This window comes from Pseudomonas sp. FW305-28 (assembly GCF_017351395.1).
GTDB lineage: Bacteria > Pseudomonadota > Gammaproteobacteria > Pseudomonadales > Pseudomonadaceae > Aquipseudomonas > Aquipseudomonas fluorescens_AA.
Genome location: NZ_JACNDD010000122.1, coordinates 1 through 19,731, shown reverse-complemented (window position 1 = coordinate 19,731; position 19,731 = coordinate 1). Strand labels below are relative to the sequence as shown.

Sequence of the window (19,731 nt, the reverse complement as noted above, 5' to 3'; positions counted from 1 at the left end):
CGCTCCCACAGGAGGGGGCCTCAACATACTGGTGCTGGATGGGGATGACGACTGGTTGCGGGACAAGGCCACCGACAATCCGCCTGCCCGAGTCGCCGCCGAGAACCTGGCCTACGTGATCTACACCTCCGGCTCCACCGGCAAACCCAAGGGCGCCGGCAACAGCCACGGCGCCCTGACCAACCGCTTGTGCTGGATGCAACAGGCCTATGGCCTGGAGGCCGGCGACAGTGTCTTGCAGAAGACGCCGTTCAGTTTCGACGTGTCGGTCTGGGAGTTCTTCTGGCCGTTGATGACCGGCGTGCGCCTGGTCGTCGCGGCACCGGGCGATCATCGCGATCCGCAGAAGCTGGTCAGCCTGATCGAACGGGAAAGCATCACCACCCTGCATTTCGTGCCGTCGATGCTGCAGGCGTTCGTGCTGGATGCCAACGTCAGCCGGTGCACCCGTCTGACCCGCATCGTCTGCAGCGGCGAAGCCCTGCCGGTGGATGCCCAGCAGCAGGTGTTCGCCAAGTTGCCCAATGCCCGGCTGTATAACCTGTACGGTCCGACCGAAGCGGCCATCGACGTGACCCATTGGACCTGCCGCGACGAAGGGCGCGATGCGGTGCCGATTGGCGAGCCGATTGCCAACCTGATGACCTACATCCTCGACGATGAACTCAACCCGGTGCCGAGTGGTGTCAACGGCGAGCTGTACCTCAGCGGCCAGGGCCTGGCCCGCGGTTATCACCGCCGTCCCGAACTGACCGCCGAGCGTTTCGTCGCCAGCCCGTTCGTGGCCGGCGAGCGGCTGTACCGCACCGGTGACCTGGCGCGCTATCGCCCGGACGGGGTGATCGATTACGTCGGTCGGATCGACCACCAGGTGAAGGTCCGCGGGTTCCGCATCGAATTGGGTGAGATCGAAGCGCGCCTGCTTGAACATGCTGCGGTGCGAGAAGCGGTGGTGGTGGCCCAGGACAGCCGCAGCGGCAAGGTGCTGAGCGGCTACGTGGTCGCCCAGGCCGGTGAGGCCAGCGACTGGCCGCTGTTGCGCGAAGCGCTGCTGGCCCATTTGCGCCTGAACCTGCCAGAGCACATGGTGCCGACGCACCTGACCCGCCTGGAACACATGCCGCTGAGCCCGAACGGCAAACTCGACCGCAAGGCGCTGCCGGCACCGGACCTGGCCGAGCGCCAGGAAGCCTTCACGGCACCGGTCAACGCCATCGAGCGGGCGCTGGTGGACATCTGGCAAGGGGTGCTTGGCGTCGAGCGGGTGGGCACCGCCGACAACTTCTTCGCCCTGGGCGGCGACTCGATCAACTCGATCCAGGTGGTCAGCCGGGCGCGTGCCCAAGGCATCGGCCTGACCCCCAAGGACCTGTTCCTGCACCAGAACATCCAGGCCCTGGCGCGGGTCGCCACGGCGGCCGACGAAGGCGTGATCGACCAAGGCCCGGTCACCGGCGACAGCCTGCTGGTGCCGATGCAGCATTGGTTCTTCGCCAGTGATATCCCGCACCGCGACCACTGGAACCAATCGGTCCTGCTGACCCCGCGCGAACCCTTGGACATCGCCCACCTGCAACAGGCCCTCCAGCACGTGGTGGCCCATCACGATGCCTTGCGCCTGCGCTTCACCCAGGCCAACGATGGCCGCTGGCACGCCAGCCATCAGGCCGTGGATAAGCAGCCGCTGGAGATCTGGCAACGCACCGCGCAGGACGCCGCCGAGATCATCGCCATCGCCGACCAGGCCCAACGCAGCCTCGACCTGCAACACGGCCCGTTGCTGCGTTGCAGCCTGATCGCGGTGCAGGACGGCAGTTCGCGCCTGCACCTGGCGATTCATCACCTGGTCATGGACGGCGTGTCGTGGCGGGTGCTGCTGGAAGACCTGCAAAACGTCTACCGCCAACTGCGGGCGAACCAGGCGCCGGCCTTGCCGGGCAAGTCCACGGCGTTCAAGGCCTGGGCCGCTCAGTTGCAGGACTACGCCCACAGCGAAACCCTGAACAAGGAATTGGATTACTGGGTCGGGCAGCTGGACCAGCCCCTGCCGCCGCTGCCACGGGCCCGCCCCGAGGGCAGCCAGGCCGCGGCCCATGGCCGTTCGGTGAGCACGCGCCTGGATGCCACCCAGACCCAGCGTTTGCTCAAGCAGGCGCCGGCGGCCTATCGCACCCAGGTCAACGATTTGCTGCTCAGCGCCCTGGCGCAAGTGGTCTGCCAATGGACCGGGCAACCGGCCTGCCTGGTGCAGCTCGAAGGCCATGGCCGCGAAGAACTGTTCGAGGGCATCGACCTGAGCCGCACCGTCGGTTGGTTCACCAGCCTGTTCCCGGTGTTGCTGACGCCGGCCGGCGACCCGGCCGAGTCGATCAAGCGGATCAAGGAACAACTGCGGGCGGTGCCGAACAAGGGCCTGGGCTACGGCGTCCTGCGTTACCTGGGGGCCGAAGCGGTCCAGCAGCGCCTGGCAAAACTGCCGCCAGCGCGCATCACCTTCAACTACCTGGGGCAGTTCGACCAGAGCTTCGATGAGCAGGCGCTGTTTGTGCCGAGCGAGGAGGGCAGTGGCGCCGGGCATGGCGATGACGTGGCGCTGGGCAACTGGCTGACCATCGATGGCCGGATCTTCAACGGCCAGTTGACCCTCGACTGGACGTTCAGTGGCGATGTTTTCGACGAGGCCACGCTCCAGCGGTTGGCCGATGCCTACGCCGTGGCGTTGCAACAACTGATCGATCACTGCTGCACCGACGGGCACTTGGGCCTGACACCTTCGGACTTCCCGCTGGCGCGCCTGAGCCAGGCGCAACTCAATGGCCTGCCGGTGCCCGTGGCGCAGGTGGAGGACATCTATCCGCTGTCGCCGATGCAGGACGGCATGCTGTTCCACACCCTGGCCGACGACAGCTCCGGCTTGTACATCAACCAGATCAGCCTGCCGGTGCACGGCCTGGACACCGAGCGTTTCGCCCGGGCCTGGACGTCGGTGATCGAGCGCGAGGACATCCTGCGCACCAGTTTCCACTGGCAGGATGGCTTGAGCGCGCCGGTACAAATCGTCCATCGCCACGTTGAGTTGCCGTTGCGGATTGAAGACTGGCGTGGACAGGACATCAGCGAGCAGGCGATCAGTGCCCGGGCGACCGCTGACTACCTGGCCGGTTTCGACCTGAGCCGCGCGCCTTTGCAACGGGTGTTGTTGCTGCGCCTGGAAGACGATCGCTACCAGATGATCTGGACCTGCCATCACATCCTCATGGACGGCTGGAGCAGTTCGCGGTTGTTCGGTGAGGTGTTGCAGTTCTACGCCCATGGGCACGTGCCCAGCCGCAATGGTCGCTACCGCGAGTTCATCGAATGGCTGCAACGCCAGGACCAGGGCGCGCTGGAACGCTTCTGGCGCAGCCGCCTCGACACCTTGGAGCAGGCGACTTCCCTTAGCCAGGCGATGTTCCCGCGGCATGTCGAGGCACTGCCGGGGCACGAGGCGCTGTATTCGCGCTGGGACGTGGCACAGACCGCTCGCCTGCAACAGGCCTGCCGCGCCTTGCAGATCACACCCAATACCTTGATCCAAGGGGCGTGGCTGCTGTTGCTGCAACGCTTCACCGGGCAGAACACCGTGGTCTTCGGCGCCACCGTCGCCGGGCGTCCGGCGGGGCTGGTCAACGCCGACAACATCCTCGGCCTGTTCATCAACACCTTGCCGGTGATCCAGACCCTGGACCCCGAGCAGCCGCTGGACCAATGGCTGCAACAGTTGCAGGCCTACAACCTGGACCTGCGTGAGCATTCCCATGCGCCACTGGCGGACATCCAGCGCTGGTCGGGCCTGGGCGGGCAGGGCTTGTTCGACAGCATCATCGTGTTCGAGAACTACCCCATCGACGAACGCCTGGGCGACCAGCAGGACACCGGCCTGAGCTTCGGCGAGTCACGCAATCATGACGTGACCAACTTCCCGATGGACCTGGCGGTCAACCTGGGTGAAACGCTGTCCATCGAGTACCTGTTCCTGCGCAACGCCTTCAGCGTCGAAGCGGTGGAGCGAATCCGCCGGACCCTGGAAGACACCCTGGAAGCGATGATCGATGCGCCCCATGTGTGCCTGGGCAACCTGCAGCGCTTGTCGCTGGAACAGTGGCAAGCCTTCGCACAATGGAGCGCGGCGCCGAACGGTTGCTATCAGGCGCAGTTGTTGCCGGAGCTGATTGGCCGGCATGCCCAGTCGCGTCCGCAGGCCACGGCGCTGGTGTGTGGCGACGACTCGCTGGACTATGGCGAACTGGAGCGCCGGGCCAACCGCCTGGCCCACCGTTTGATCGAACTTGGCGCCGGCCCGGAAGTGGTGGTCGGTGTGGCCCTGGAGCGTTCGGTGGACATGGTCGTGGCGCTGCTGGCGGTGATGAAAAGCGGTTCGGCGTATGTGCCGCTGGACATCGATTATCCACCCGAGCGCCTGGCGTTCATGATCGAAGATTCGGCCATGGCGCTGTTGCTGACCCACAGCCGGGTGCAGGCACGCCTGCCGGATCTCGACGGTCTGGCGCGCCTGGCCATCGACGGTTTCGACAGCCGCGGCTACAGCGATTTGCCGCCCCACAGCGGTTTGCTCGGCGGCAACCTGGCCTACCTGATCTACACCTCGGGCTCCACCGGTCGACCCAAAGGCGTCGCCGTGGCGCACGGGCCGATGAGCATGCATTGCCAGGCCATCGCCGCGCTGTACGACATGGACGAACAGACCCGCGAACTGCATTTCATGTCGTTCGCCTTCGACGGCGCCCATGAACGCTGGCTGAGCACGCTGTTCAGCGGCGGCACCCTGGTGATTCGTGACGGCGCGCTGTGGACGCCGGAGCAGACCTTCGACGCCTTGCACCGCCACGGCATTACCATCGCCTGCTTCCCGCCGGCCTACCTCAAGCAACTGGCCGAGTACGCTGCCAATAGCTCACTGGCGCCACCGCCGGTGCGGGTCTACTGCTTCGGCGGCGATGCGGTGCCGGACCAGACCTTCGAGCAAGTGAAGGCGGCGTTGCGTCCGCAATTCTTCACCAACGGCTACGGCCCGACTGAAACCGTGGTCACGCCGATGTTGTGGAAGGTGCCGGCCAGCGAACGTTGCGAAGCCGCCTACGCGCCGATCGGGCGTGCGGTGGGTGAGCGCGCCTTGTATGTGCTGGACGACAACCTCAACCCGTTGCCGCCGGGCATTGCCGGCGAGTTGTACATCGGTGGCGCGGGCATCGCCCGTGGTTATCACCGTCGCCCGGACCTGAGTGCCGAGCGCTTCGTGCCGGATCCGTTCGGCCAGCCGGGCGATCGCCTGTATCGCAGCGGCGACCTGGTACGCCAGCGCGTCGACGGTGTGCTCGATTACGTCGGCCGTATCGACCACCAGATCAAGGTGCGGGGTTTCCGCATCGAACTGGGAGAAGTGGAGGCCAGCCTGCGGCAACTGGACGACGTCAGCGATGCGTTGGTGATCGCCCGCGACAGTGCCTCGGGCAAGCAACTGATTGGCTACGTGGTCACCCCCGATGGCGTGGCCATCGGCGATCGGCTCAAGGCCGAGTTGCGAGCGCAATTGCCGGATTACATGGTGCCGGCCCAGGTCATCTGCCTGGAGGCGTTGCCGGTCACCCCGAACGGCAAGCTCGATCGCCAGGCCTTGCCGGAGCCGGAATTCAAGGGCGCCGAGTATGTGCCGGGGCGTAACCGCGATGAGCAACTGTTGGCCGAGGTCTGGGCTGATGTGTTGCAAGTCGAACGGGTGGGCATCACCGACAATTTCTTCGAGTTGGGCGGTGACTCGATCCTCAGCCTGCAAGTGGTCTCGCGGGTGCGTAACCATGGGGAGCTGAAGATGGAGCTCAAGCTGCGGGATCTGATGCGCGGCCAGACCATCGAGGCGATTTTCGACCAGCGTTCGAACACGTTTGCCGTGACGGTCGAGGACGTGACCCAGGTGGCCGCCGAAGGGCAGTTCAACCTGATTCCGATCCAGCAATGGTGGTTCGACCAGCGCATGAGCGAGCCCCATCATTACAACCAGGCGTTGATGCTGCGGGCCCGCCAGGGGTTGAACCTGACGGCGCTGGAATTGGCCTTGCGCGGCATGATGCAGCAGCACGATGCCTTGCGCCTGCGCTTCAGTGAGGTCGGCGGGCGTCACCTGCAGCATTACCAGGCGCTGGAGGAGATGCAGGCCCAGTGGGCCAACGAACCTTTGCTGTGGCAGCACAGCGTGGCCGATGAAGCCGAGTTGGAGTTGTACGCCGAGCAGGTGCAACGCAGCCTTGATGTGCACAACGGGCCAGTGTGGCGCACGGCGCATGTGACCCTGGGCAGCGGTGAAATTCGTGTGCTGATGGTGATTCATCACCTGGTCATCGACACGGTGTCGTGGCGTTTGCTGCTGCAGGATTTGCAGACGGCTTATGCGGCCTACAGCGACGGCCAGACGCCGAACCTGCCGATTCGCACCAGCAGCTACCGGGCCTGGGCCGAGGGCCTGCAAGCCTATGCGCTGGACTATCCGGCGCCGGAAAAAGCCTGGTGGCTGGAGCAGATCGACCAGCCGGGCAGTGAGTTGCCGTGTGACAACCTGCGGGGCAAGAACCAGGTGCAGTATCAGTCGGTGGCGCATTTGAGCCTGTCGGAGCAGCACACCCAGCAGTTGCTCAAACAGGTGCCGGCGGTCTACCAGACGCAGATCAACGACGTGTTGCTGGCGGCGCTGAGCCGGGTCTTGTGCCGCTGGAGCCAGCAGCCGTCGGTGCTGATCCAACTGGAGGGGCATGGTCGCGAGGACCTGGTCAAGGACATCGACCTGAGCCGCAGCCTGGGCTGGTTCACCAGCATGTTCCCGGTGCGCCTGACCCCGAGCCATGAAGCCGACATCGGCACGTCGGTGCGGGCGGTGCAACGGCAGTTGGCCGCCGTGCCGAACAAGGGATTGGGCTATGGCGTGTTGCGCTACATGAGCGGCGAGCCGATGGCCGCCACCCTGGGCCGCGCGCCCCAGGCACGGGTGACGTTCAACTACCTGGGGCAGTTCGACCAGAGCTTCGACGACAAGGCGTTGCTGGTGCCGGCGGCGGAAAGCTACGGCAGCTGCTACAGCCCCCATGCCGCACTGGGCAACTGGCTGGAAGTGGTGGGGCAGGTGTACGACGGGCGACTGGCACTGCGCTGCATCTTCAGCACCCGCCGCTACCGTGCCGAGACCGTCGAGGGATTGATGCGCGCCTACCAGGAGGAACTGGAGGCGTTGATCGAACACTGCGTGGCGCAAGCGGCTTAAGGATCGGGGCGGGTTTATCGTTATACAAAGACGAGCCGGATGTAGGAGCTGACGAGTGCAACGAGGCTGCGATCTTTCCTCAGACGCTTGAGTCCCAAGCGCAGAGTCAAAAGATCGCAGCCTTCGGCAGCTCCTACAGAGCGCAATTCAGCGGGACGTATGGCGTTTCGCTAAACCCCCTCGCCACAGGGTTTTGCATGAGTCTGAGTGGCTCATCTTTTACCCATGGTTTTACATAAGGAACCCCTGCGATGTCCTTGCATCCGGAACTCAACGCCTTCCTCGACCTGGCCGAAGAAAGCCAGGCCGACGGCCCCGGGCCGTTTCACCTGTCGACGCCGGCCCAGGCCCGCGAGGCGTTCGAGCGCACCACCGGGCAATTGCGCTGGGACGCTCCGGCGGATGTGCAGTGCGCCGCTCACGCCGTCACCGCCCGTGACGGCGCGACGCTGGCGCTGCGTCTGTATCGTCCCGCCACGGCTTCGGTCCAGGCGCTGCCGGTGCTGGTGTACTTTCACGGCGGCGGTTATGTGGTCGGCAGTCTGGCATCCCACGACGGCGTCTGCCGCGAATTCTGCGCCCGGACACCGTGCGCGGTGTTGTCGGTGGGCTATCGCCTGGCCCCGGAACACACCTTCCCGACCCCGCTGAACGACGGCGCTGACGCCCTCGACTGGCTGGCCCGGCAGGCTCGCGCCGAAGGCCTGGACGTCAGTCGTGTGGCGTTCGGCGGCGACAGCGTCGGCGCGACACTGGCGACGGTGCTGGCGCTACAAGCGGCCCTGGAACCGGCCTCCCTGGCGATCCAGCCGTGCTTTCAGTTGCTCTGTTACCCGGTGACCGATGCGTCCACCAGCAGCCCGTCCACCGAGCTGTTCGGCGAAGGGTATCTGCTGGAGAGCGAAACCCTCGAGTGGTTCTACCGGCACTACGCCAATGAGCCCACCGATCGCCTGGACTGGCGCTTCTCGCCGTTGCTGGCGCCCGGTTGCCCAGGCCTGGCCCCGGCCCTGATCGCCCTGGCCGGCCATGACCCGCTGCTCGACGAAGGCCGTGCTTACGCCCGGCGTTTGCAGGCGCAGGGGGTGAGCGTGGAACTGATCGAATACACCGGCCTGATCCACGACTACCTGCGCTTGCAGAGCGTGGTACCGGAGATTGACGAGGTGTACGCGCAATTGAGCCAAGCCTTGCGGACTGCACTCACCGCCTGAAACACCACAATCCCTTGTGGGAGCGAGCTTGCTCGCGATAGCGGAGTGTCAGCCAAGATTATTTTGCTGATCCACCGCTATCGCGAGCAAGCTCGCTCCCACAGTTGTTTTGGGGGGGCTCAGGATTTGCACATGCCACCTATACCTTGTGGGGTGGTCTCAGGATTTGCATATGCCACACATCCTCTGTGGGAGGGTTTCAGGATTGGCAGGCACAAAAAAACCGGGCCAGGCCTAATGCCGGTCAGTTAATCCCCAAACCCGTGGGAGCAAAGCTTGCTCGCGATTGGGGTGTGCCAGTCGACAATGTCATTGACTGGTCCGCCGCCATCGCGAGCAAGCTTTGCTCCCACAGGTTTTGAGTCGTTTGATCCTTAACTGACTGGCATTAGGGCCAGGCCCGGTTCTGGGTGTTGTTTAGAAGTCGTAGGTCACGTCCAGCGAGGCCACGCGTTCCTGGCCGTAGTAGCAGCCGAACGAGTAGTTGCAGTGGGACACGTACTCGCGGTCGAAGACGTTCTGCACGTTCAGGCTGGTGGTGACGCCACGCAGGCTCGAGGTGGCCTTGCCCATGTCATAGCTGATGGTGGTGTCGAACACGGTGAAGGCCGGTACGTCGAACGAGTTGGCCGCGTCGCCCGGCTTGCGGCCGGTGTGACGAGCGCCTGCGCCGAAGGTCAGGCCATTGAGGACGGCCTGGGTGAAGTGGTAGTCGACCCACAGCGTGGCGGAGAACGGTGCCTGTTGCTCGCTGCGGTTGCCCTCGTTGCCGTAGTTGTCCTTGGTGTAGAACGAGTCGAGGTAGGTGGCGGCGGCCATGACGTCGATGTTGTCGACGGTGGATTTGACTTCCAGTTCAACCCCCCGTGAACGCACCTGGCCCGACTGGATCGAGTTCTGCGGATCGGCGGGGTCGGCGGTGACCAGGTTCTTCTGTTTGATCTGGAATACCGAGGCGGTAATCATCGTCTTGTCGAACGGCTGGTACTTCACGCCCACTTCGTATTGTTCGCCTTCGGTCGGCTTGAACGACTCGCCAGCGGCGTCTGTGCCCACGGTCGGCAGGAAGGACTCGGAGTAGCTGATATAGGGCGCCAGGCCGAAATCGGTGACATAGGTCAGGCCAATCCGGCCGGTGAACTTGTTGTCACGCAGTGAGGAAACGGTGCCCGCCAGCAGGTCCTTGTTGTCCACTTCGGCCCAGTCCTGGCGGCCACCCACGGTCAGGATCCACTTGTCCAGCTTGATCTGGTCCTGCAGGTAGACGCCGGTCTGGCGAACGGTGTTGTCCCACTGGGTGTCCAGCGTTGGGGTTACGCTGCTGGTGTCGTAGTTGTTGTTATTGCCGTACAGGTCGATCGGCGCGACGTTGTAGGCGTTGTAACCATCGTACTTGCGGTTGAAATGCCGATAGTCCACGCCTGCCAGGGTGGTGTGTTCCAGGGCGCCGGTATTGAATTTGTATTCCACGTTGTTATCGACGGTGTACGCGGTGTTGTGCTGTTGCCAGTCAAGTTTTACCCGGTTGGCCTGGGTCTGGTCAGTGACGCCACCGGTGGTGACGAAGCTGCGCAGGTAGAAGCCCCGGTATTGGTCGCGCACATCGGTGTAACGCGCAGTGGAGCGGAATTTCAGGTCATCGGTGATGTTGTGGCTGAAGTCGTAGCCCAGGATGAACTGGTCACGCTTGTAGTCGTTCCACCGCGTGTCGCCGGAGAAGAAGTCCCGGTCGATCCGCTGGCCGTTGGGGCCGCGCTCCAGGGAACCGATCCGCGGCAGCGCCTGATAGTCCTCCAGGCCATCGTCGCGCTGGATCTGCGCCAGCACGGTCAGCGAGGTGTCGTCGTTGGGCGCCCAGGTCAGGCTCGGTGCCAGCAGCATGCGTTCGCTGTGGGTGTGATCGACCTGTTGGTTGCCTTTTTTCGCCACGCCGATGACGCGATAGCTGAATTCCTTCTGGTCGTCGATCGGGCCGCTGGTGTCGAACGCGCCGTTGACCCGGCTGTAGCTGCCCGCGCCCAGTTTGATCTGGCTGCGCTGTTCCGTGGTCGGGCGCTTGGAGACCATGTTGATCAGGCCGCCGGGCTGGTTCTGCCCGTACAGCACAGATGAGGGGCCCTTGAGCACTTCGATGCGCTCCAGGGTGTACGGGTCGATTTGCGGCGCGCCGCCGAGACTGCCGGCATAGGGCAGGTAGGCCCCGTCGAGGTACAGCGGCGTGGGCGAGAAACCCCGGCTGGTGATTTCGTCGGCGATGGCGTTGCGGTCGGTGAAGCCGCCGGTGTTCAGGCCCGGCGTGTAGCGCAAGGCCTGGGTCAGGTTGCGTGCGCCCTGGGTGGCGACCTGCTCGGCGGTGACCACGTTGATGGTCTGCGGGATCTCCAGGATCGGCGTGTCGGTCTTGGTGCCGGTGGCGCTGCGGGTGGCGACGTAGCCGTCCACCGGGCCGTAGGCGGTTTCCGCGGATTTACCGGTGATGGTCGTGGCGCCCAGTTCCAGCGAATTCCCCGCCGTCCTGGCGCGCACGCTGACCGTGTTGCCCTGGATGGTGAACATGACGCCGGTCCCCACCAGCATCTGCGACAACGCCTGAGCCGGCGACAACCGGCCGCTGACCGGTTGGCTGCGCAGGCCCTGGACATCATCGGCACTGTAGAGCACTTGCATGTTCGATTGATTGCTCAATGCCTGCAGGGCGCTCGCCAGCGACTGCGCCGGAATGTTGAGATCGACTTCCTGTGCCTGGACCTGTGCGCTGAACGGCATGGCCAAGGCCAGGCTGAATGCGGTGGCGCTGAAGCCTGGTTGCAGCAGGCGGCGCATGATCAGTGCCTTGGTAAAACGTGGAATCCCCGGAGTTGCTGGCATGTGTTTCACTCTTGCAGGTTTTAGTTTTAATAGGGGTGTAGTTGTCATCAATTCTTAATTAGGACGCACGACCCAGAAAAAACCAGAATGAGAATCGTGATTATTTACGCCGATTGCAGTTCGGTGACCACCCGGCCGGCTTCCATGCGCACCAATTGGTCGGCCACGTCGAAGTAACGGTCGTCGTGGGAAATCACGATGATGGTCTTGCCCAGGCGCTTGAGGTCCGGCAGCAGCTCGGTGTAGAAAATCCGCCGGAAGGTCGGGTCCTGGTCGGCGGCCCATTCGTCGAACACCAGCACCGGGCGTTCTTCCAGCCACGCATTGACCAGTGCCAGGCGCTTGCGTTGGCCGGTGGACAGGTCGGTGGTGGTGAAGGCGCCGTCGCGCACGCTGACCTTGTGGGCGATCTCCAGGCGTTGCAGGTATTTATTGGCGTCGTCCGGGATATGGGTGTCGCCCTGGACGATGTCGTCGAACAGGTAGTAATCGGCAAAAATCGTCGTGAACAACTGGCGATAATCGTCGCGGGTCACGGCTGTCACGACGTGGTCGTTGAGGCGGATTTCTCCTTGCTGCGGTGCGTACAGGCCCAGCAGCAGCTTGATCAGCGTGGTTTTGCCACAGCCGTTTTCACCCACGATGAACACGATGTCGCCCTGGTCGATCTTCAGGTTCACCGGTCCCAGGCGGAACGGCGTGGCGCCTTCCACCGCCGGGAAGCTGTAGGCCACGTTGCTCAGCTCCAGGGTCTGCACCGGGGTTTTCGGCTGGCCCTGGTCGTTGAGCAGCAGGTGCGGTTCAGGGGATGAAAACTGCTCCGACAATTCGGCGATGCGGCGGAAGGCGATCTGCGCGCGGCTGACGATCGGCAGGGTGCCGATCAGGTGTTCCAGCGGGCCTTTCATGTACAGCAACACCAGCACGAAACCACTCATCACCGCCTTGTCGGCGCTCGGCCACAGCGATTGCAGGGCCAGGGCCAGGCCGATCACCACGAAGAACAGCATCGAGCCGAAGGTCTTGGCGATCACGAAAATGTTCACCGAGCGGATCTGCGTGTCGCAGATCTTGTCGGCGGTGTGTTCGATGCCCGAGACGAACATGCGTTGCCGCCGGGGGCGATGGATGCGCAGTTCCTTGGCGCCTTCGGCGATGGCGTTGTAGTGCTTCTGCAATTCGTCCTCGGAATCGCGAGCCTCCATGAAGCCCTTGATCCCACGACCGCGGGCGATGTACTGGACCACGGTGCCGATGACAATCGCCACGACCATCATCAGGAACATTGGCCACGACAGCATGGCCAGGTAACCCATGCAGCCGAGGGTGACGGTCAGGGAAATGGCCAGGGGGGCGAAGGCGAAGGCGAAATCGCTGATGGTGTCGACATCGTGGGTCAGCACCGGGATCAGGCGATGGCTGCGGTAGCGTTCGATCTGCTGGATGGGCGCCGACAGGACTTTTTCCCCCAGCTCCTTGCGCAGCTTGGCGATGATCTTCTGGCCGACGTAGTTGGTGCCGATGTCGGAACAGATGGAACTGACCAGGGCCAGCAGGCACAACCCGGCGAACACGCCCACCACGGTGTGGCTCAGCCCGCCGTCGGCGTGCAGCACCTTGTTGATGGTCGCTAGCAGCACGGTCACGCTCAGGCCACCGACCATGCCCAGCAGGATGGCGCCGATGACAATCAGCCGGAAGGGTTTGAGCAGGGTGAACAATTCATTGATCACCCCGCGTTTTGGTTGGCTCATGGAGGTTTCCCTGCTAGATGAAAAGGGCGAAGGCCATCGCGGGGCATTCACCGCATGGGCTGGCGGACGCAGGCACGCTGGATTGGGTTGTGCCCATCTTTAGAACGATTGGAGGAGAAGGGAATTTATCCTGTGGGAGCAAGGCTTGCCCGCGATGAAGGCAATACGGTTTTCTGTGAAATCCAGGTGTCTGTATCGCGAGCAAGCTTTGCTCCCACAGAGGCGCCTACATATCCCGCGCCACCCGAAAACCGATCCAGTCCCCCCGATTGCCCGGCACCAACGCGTTGCGGTTGCCAGAGCGGGAGAACACCGGCGCCTCGCCCCAGTCGTTGCCGCGGATGCGTTTGAATTCGCACTTGCCGGTCAGCCAGGCGCTGCCGTCGCTCGGGGCGCCCACATAGTTTTCGTTGTAGCAATCGGCGGTCCATTCGTAGATGTTGCCGTGCATGTCGTACACGCCGAAGGCGTTGGGCGCGAAGCTGCCGGCCGGGGCGGTGAAGTTGTAGCCGTCGGCCGCGCCGTAGGTGTTGGCGTGCTGGGCGATGCTGTACTCCTTGCCTGCATCGAACGGGAAGGGGAACGGCCCGGTGCTGCCGCCGCGTGCCGCGTATTCGCGCAGGGACTCGCTGACCAGCCGGTATTGTTTGCCGGTTTTTTTCGACAGCCACGCCACATAGGCATTGGCCTCGTCGAAGTCCATGCACACCGCCGGGTGTCGGTCGGTGTATTGCTTGCGCGGGTCGCTGCCCTGGTAGTCCGGGATGCCGGCCTTGCACGCTCGACCGGGACGCTCATCGCCGTCGGGCATGGTGTAGCCGGTGTTGCGCAGGTAGGCGAACCATTCGCCCTTGAGCACCTGGAAGCGACTGATCGCCAGGGGCTTGGCAAACGTCACCGGGTGCAGCGGGCCTTCGTCGGGCTCGCGTCCCACTTCGTCGTCCGGGGTGCCCATCTGGAAGGTGCCGGTGGGCAGCACGACCATTTCCGGGCAATCCTTGCAGTCGCGAAAGACCTGGCCCGGTTGCGACGCCTGGGCGCCGGAGGGCAACAGGGCGGCGAGGGCCAGTGCCGGGAGTAGCTTCAGCGAAAAACTGTTCATCCATCTCTCTCGATAAGGTCAAAAAGGTTCGGCTCAGAGCGTTTTGCCCAGCAACCCCATGAAGCGATCGATCTCGGCTTCGGTGTTGAGCAGCCCCGGCGCGGTGCGCACCACCGGTCCCGCATCGCGGTGCACGGCGTCGGCGATCACGCGGTTCTTCATCAAGTAAGCGGCGACCTCGTCGCTGTCGCGGCCCTTGACCCGGAAGAAGGTGAAGCCGGCGGACAGCTCCGGGCTCATGGGGGTGATCAGCTCGATCTGCGGCTGTGCCACCAGCTGTTTTTTCAGGTAGCTATTGAGGGCGTGGATCCGCGCCTGCACTTCGGCCTTGCCCAGTTGCAGGTGCAGCTTGAACGCTTCGTCGGCGGCCCAGCGATGCTCGAAGGCGTGATAGCCCCCCGGGGTCATGACGGTGGAAAACGCCGTGGCTTCGGAAAAGGTCGGAATGATCGGCGTGACGTACTTGAGTTCTTCGCTGCGGCTGCACACCAAGCCGGTGCCCCGTGGGCCGAACATCCACTTGTGGGTGCCGGCAATGAAAAAGTCGCAATTCATGGCGGGGAAGCTGAGGTCTTCGACGCCGAAACCGTGCACGCCGTCCACCACATAGATGATCCGTTGTTCATCGCTGCGGCCTTGGTTGTGCTTGTCCACCAGGGCACCGATCTTGCCGATCGGCAGCTTCACGCCGCTGCCCGAGTGCACCCAGGTCATGCCCAGCACCCGGGTTTCGGGGCGGATGTTGCGGTCGATGGCCGTGAGGATCTGTTCATGGCTGGCGTCGTGGGCGTTGTCGAACAGCTTGATCTTGCGCACCCGGGTGCCGCTGCGTTGGGTGCGCAGGTCGAGAATGGTATGGGTGGCGTAGTGTTCGTGGGCGGTGGTGAGGATTTCCTGGTCGGCCGCCACGTGGACGCCGCCGTAGATGATCGACAGGCCTTCGGTGGTGCTGCCGGTGAGGGCGATTTGCTTGGGCGAAGCTTGCAGGTAGCGGCCGGCCCAGGTGCGAACGTTTTCCTCTCGCTCTTCGGTGACACCCAGGTCCCAGTCCATCAACAGCCCCGGGTTTTTATCCAGGGCGGCGCGGTGTCGGTCGATGGCCTCGCGCACCGGGCGTGGGTGGGTGGTGACCAGGAAGTTGGAGAAGTGCAGGTAGTCCGGGTCCTGGTTGAACAGCGAGCGCAATTGCGCCCATTTGTTCTTGGGCAGCGGTGCCAGTGGATCGGTGCCGGCCGTGGCGGGCAGGCTGGCGGCCAGGGGCAGGCCGGCGGCGAGGATCCCGGCCTGCTTCAGGAAGGTGCGACGCTCATTCATGGCTGGACCGCCTTCTGGGTCGAGGCGATGGCGGGGCGGGCGGCTTTCTGCACCTGATCCCAGACCCGCAGGAAATTGCCGCCCCACAGTTTGGCGATGTCGGCTTCGGAGTAGCCGCGGGTCAGCAGCTCGGCGGTGACGTTGCGGATGTCGCCGACGTTCTCCCAGCCTTTCACGCCGCCGCCTTCGTTGAAGTCCGAGCTGATGCCGACGTGGTCGATGCCGATCTTGCGCACGGTGTAGTCGATGGCGTCCCCCAGGTCCTTGAGGCTGGCCTTGGGTTCTTCTTCGAGGATGCCGTAGAGCTGGCCGGCGTATTCGCCGAACTTCTGTTCCGGCCAGGCGGCGATGATCGGGTCGCCGGGCATCAGCGCCATCGCCAGGTTGGGCAGCGGCGGCAGGTCGAAGCGTTCGCGCAGGGCGTTGAGTCTGTCCTGGGTCTTTTGCGTCAGCGGGCGCAGGTACTGGGAGAAACCGACGATCTGCACCACGCCGCCGCTGGCCTTGATCAGTTGCATTTCCTTGTCGCTGAGGTTGCGCGGTATGTCCACCATCGCCCGAGGTGCCGAATGAGAGGCCACCAGCGGCGTGCGACTCAGTTGCGCGACTTGTTCCAGGGCCAGGGTCGACATCTGCGACACGTCGATGATCACGCCCAGGTCGTTCAGGCGTGTCACCGCTTGCTTGCCGATGTCCGACAGGCCGCCCAGGGCATCGGGCGAGTCGTTGAAGAACGGCAGCGGGCGGGAGGAGTCGGCCCAGTCGTTGTTGCCGATGTAGCTGAAGCCGAACATGCGCATGCCCCGCGCCGTCCACAGGTCCAGCAGGCTCAGGTCATGGCCCAGGGGGTAGGCGTTGAGCATGCTGATGAAAATCGCGAATTTGCCTTCGCCGTGCAGGCGGCGGAAATCATCCGGGGTGTAGGCGATGGCGACCTGGTTGGGAAAGTCCCGGACCAGGCCGGTGATGATCTTGTAGCGCACTTCCTGCTGGTTGCGCGCTTCCTCGACAAAACCGGCGGTGGGCTTGTGCGGTGCGTTGGGCCCGTTCCACAACTCCGGCCAGCCGAACACCGTCAGGGCCGCGCCGGACAGATGGCCGCGGTTGGCTTTCACCAGGTCGAACTGGCCGCTGCCGTCCTTGTCGGCTTCATTGCCGGCGGTGCCGAAATCCAGCGGCACGGTGATGTGGCTGTCGAAGGACAGCAGGCGTTCGTGCAGTTCCCTGGCCTCTTTCATCACTTTGACCGGGTAGCCGGGGTTGTCCCGCCACCAATGGTCCCAAGCCGCGACGCCCGCACCGACGGCCAACGCCAGGGCCAGGGGCAGGCCGATGAAAAGAGCCTTTTTCGAACGAGGTGTTGTCATTGCCGATCTCAGTCAGGTTCGCCTTGGAAGGACAGGCGCGGGGCCTTTGCTATCTGGGAAGAACGAGTGATCGGGCGGGAAATTTAGGCGCTCTCGGGGCCGCCATCGCGAGCAAGCTCGCTCCCACAATTTGGAATGCGTTCACCTGTGGGAGCGAGCTTGCTCGCGATGAGGCCCACACAGTCTCCCTATAAATTTGTCAGCCCACCCATCGTTCTAGCTTGGATAAAGCCCGCTCCAGGGCTGGACACAGGTAAGGCAATGACGATTTCTCGACGATGGTTCATGGCAGGCCTGGCGCTGACCGGTGCCGCCGTGCCTGCGGTGTATTACGGGCATCGCGAACTGACCCGGCCGGACCCGACCATTACCCCCGGCGAGGCCTCGTTCGACGTGGCGGACGTGGCGGGCCAGCGCCGGGCCGATACGTTGCGGGGCATCTGGACGATCCGTTTCACCGGCCGCGACGCCGGTCTCGAAGGCTTGCCGCAGGACGATCTGCAGATCTTCCTCGATATCGGCCAGAGGGGCCGTGGCTTGGTGGGGTACCTCGACAGCGCCGACCGTTTGCGCGGTGCCGATGAGCCGCGTTATCGGGTGTTGGGCGACCTGGCCGGAACCGACCCGAAGCAACTGAGCTGGCGGTTGATGGGGGCTCGGCACGACGCGCCGGACTATGAATTCATCATGACCCTGGACGAAGTCTGGGCCGGTTTCGGCAATGCCGGCAGCGCCACCCTCAGCGGCCGGGTGTTGCGCCTGGACCGTCCCTTGGCGTTGCTTGAACAGGACAATCACTTCATCGCCGTCAAGCAGCGCTTTCCCGAGGCGCGGGAGCGCACGCCGCTGAGCCCGGCGCTGCTGGCCTGGCTGGTATCGCCCGAGCATCGGCTGTTCCACCAGCTCTGGCACGCCTCGCGGGACAAATGGCACACCCTGGACGAAGACAAGCGCAATGCCCTGCGCGGCATCGGCTGGCAGCCCGGCCCACGGGACCAGGAGCGTGATGCCCGCGGGCCGCGCAAGGATCGCAATGGCTCGGGCGTGGACTTCTTTTTCATGCACCGGCACATGCTCGGCACCGCCCGATCGTTCCAGGCACTGCCGTCGTGGCCGCGCTTTCCCTTGCCGCAACCGGAGCTGGAGCGCGATCGCCTTGGGTTCGCCCGCTACCTCGATAACCACGATGGCACGTCCTTGCCGCCGACCTGGCTGGCCGATGGCGACGAGCAGTACGCCCAGTGGGTCAGCGACATCAAGACCGCCGAGACCTACCACAGCAATTTCCAGGTCTGGGAATCGCGCTACCGCGACCCGCGCTACCTGTCGAAACTGACCCTGGGCCAGTTTGGTTCGGAAGTGGAACTGGGCCTGCACGATTGGCTGCACATGCGCTGGGCCTCGGTGCCGCGCGACCCATCCAACGGCCACCCGGTGCCGTTCGCCCGCGACCCGGCGGACTTCGCCCAGCGCTGGTACGCCCCGGAGAATGACTTTCTCGGCGATCCGTTTTCTTCCCACGTGAGCCCGGTGTTCTGGGCCTTCCACGGCTGGATCGACGACCGCCTCGAAGACTGGTTCCGCGCCCACGAGCGTTTCCACCCGGGGGAAGTGAGCCGGCTCGAGGTCAACGGTGTGCCCTGGTTCGCCCCGGGCCGCTGGGTCGAAATCGCCGACCCTTGGCTGGGCCCGGACACCCACGGTTGCAGCACCACGCCGGGGCTGCAGGTCGGGCGCTCGGTGGAGATGGACCCGGAAACCATGAAACTGGCCTTGCGCATCACCTTCGGCAGCGATGACAAAAAGCTCTCCGAACTGTTCCGCCGCGTGCCGCAACGGCCGTGGTATGCGCGCAATCTCAAGAGCAAGCCGGTGTAAATCCCGCCATCCCCAAAAGCTGAAGTGAACGCCGTTGTGGCGAGGGAGCTTGCTCCCGCTGGGCTGCGAAGCGGCCCCCAAACCGGCTCCCTCAAAACATCTGCCTTACCGAGGTGCCGGCCATTGGGGCTGCTGCGCAGCCCAGCGGGAGCAAGCTCCCTCGCCACAGGTGTCACTTGGCTTGAGTGCGTTTAGCGCGGTGCGGCGATGTCCAGGGCGCGGTTTGCCAACAGTTCTGCCAACTCGATCATTTGCTGGATGCCCAGCGCAAAATGGCGCCGCGAGCCTTCCAGTTCAAAGGCCTGCTCACTTGCCATGACGTTGACCGAAGCGAGGGTTTCGCTGAGGTTGGCCAGCAGGCATTCCATGTCCGCGCCTTCTGCAACAGTGAACAACTGGCCCGGTGCTGGATTGGGTTTTTCGGGTTTGGGGTCGAGGTAAAAGGCGAGGGCGCGATCGGCGGCTTCGTCGAGTTTTTTGGACTCGTCTGCGGGGGGATTGGGGGTGATCTTGAACATGGCGTAACTCCTAGTATTCATTTTCAGGAGCCGACACCATCGCTACCAAACGATTGGGTGGCGGCCGTACGCGGGTTGGTAGACCGGAGCACTAGGAACCCGGCGCGCCCGAAGACGCCCTGCGCACGGCCACCATGAAACAGACACCGAGAGAGCGTCTGCAGGAGGTGGCGCTTGCGCCTAGTTGACTCGCGGGCTACCAAACCCGATCACTGAAATCAGCGACCCGGAAACAGTAAAAGCCACGAGCCAGGCGCACAAGCCGGCGGATTCTGGCGCAGTTGTAGGTAACGGCGCAAGGCAACGTAGCCTCGCTCGGGAGTCCTACATGGCCGGATAAACAGAACCAAAGCCGAACACCCTTTGTAGGAACGGGAATTATCTGTGGCGAGGGAGCTTGCTCCCGC

General features: G+C 64.0%; 9 protein-coding genes. 3 read left to right on the top strand and 6 right to left on the bottom strand.

Translation table 11 applies throughout. The features are described 5' to 3' along the window. On the top strand, positions 1-7,309 hold a 7,309-nt coding region (locus J4E53_RS23230; RefSeq protein ID WP_207268193.1), incomplete at its 5' end, for a non-ribosomal peptide synthetase. Between the two features lie 251 nt (positions 7,310-7,560). Continuing rightward, entirely contained in the window at positions 7,561-8,523 is a 963-nt protein-coding gene (locus tag J4E53_RS23225) for an alpha/beta hydrolase (RefSeq protein WP_103309319.1), read from the top strand. A 417-nt stretch (positions 8,524-8,940) separates the two neighbouring features. Here the strand turns inward: J4E53_RS23225 and J4E53_RS23220 are convergent, their stop codons facing one another. The 5 genes from J4E53_RS23220 to pvdM all read right to left on the bottom strand — a co-directional run bounded on the left by J4E53_RS23220 (position 8,941) and on the right by pvdM (position 16,928). Next, positions 8,941-11,391: a TonB-dependent siderophore receptor gene (locus J4E53_RS23220; RefSeq protein WP_103309317.1), complete on the bottom strand. Its 2,451-nt coding sequence runs from the start codon at positions 11,389-11,391 to the stop codon at positions 8,941-8,943. A gap of 104 nt (positions 11,392-11,495) precedes the next feature. Beyond that, positions 11,496-13,145, bottom strand: coding sequence for a cyclic peptide export ABC transporter (locus tag J4E53_RS23215; RefSeq protein WP_103309315.1), 1,650 nt, complete (start codon positions 13,143-13,145; stop codon positions 11,496-11,498). Between the two features lie 226 nt (positions 13,146-13,371). Further along, entirely contained in the window at positions 13,372-14,247 is an 876-nt protein-coding gene (locus J4E53_RS23210; RefSeq protein WP_103309312.1) for a formylglycine-generating enzyme family protein, read from the bottom strand. A 33-nt stretch (positions 14,248-14,280) separates the two neighbouring features. After that, on the bottom strand, positions 14,281-15,561 hold the full coding sequence (locus J4E53_RS23205; RefSeq protein WP_103309310.1) for an aminotransferase class V-fold PLP-dependent enzyme: 1,281 nt from the start codon (positions 15,559-15,561) through the stop codon (positions 14,281-14,283). Further along, positions 15,558-16,928, bottom strand: coding sequence for a pyoverdine-tailoring dipeptidase-like protein PvdM (gene pvdM, locus J4E53_RS23200; protein WP_092257851.1), 1,371 nt, complete (start codon positions 16,926-16,928; stop codon positions 15,558-15,560). Before pvdM ends, J4E53_RS23205 begins: the two co-directional genes overlap by 4 nt. 261 nt (positions 16,929-17,189) lie before the next feature. Between pvdM and J4E53_RS23195 the strand changes: the two genes are divergently transcribed. Beyond that, positions 17,190-18,806, top strand: a complete 1,617-nt coding sequence (locus tag J4E53_RS23195; protein WP_103309309.1) for a PvdJ/PvdD/PvdP-like protein — start codon at positions 17,190-17,192, stop codon at positions 18,804-18,806. 191 nt (positions 18,807-18,997) lie between these two features. Here J4E53_RS23195 and J4E53_RS23190 read toward each other — a convergent pair whose 3' ends face one another. After that, positions 18,998-19,324, bottom strand: a complete 327-nt coding sequence (locus J4E53_RS23190) for a DUF6124 family protein (protein WP_103309307.1) — start codon at positions 19,322-19,324, stop codon at positions 18,998-19,000. Positions 19,325-19,731 lie beyond the last annotated feature (407 nt).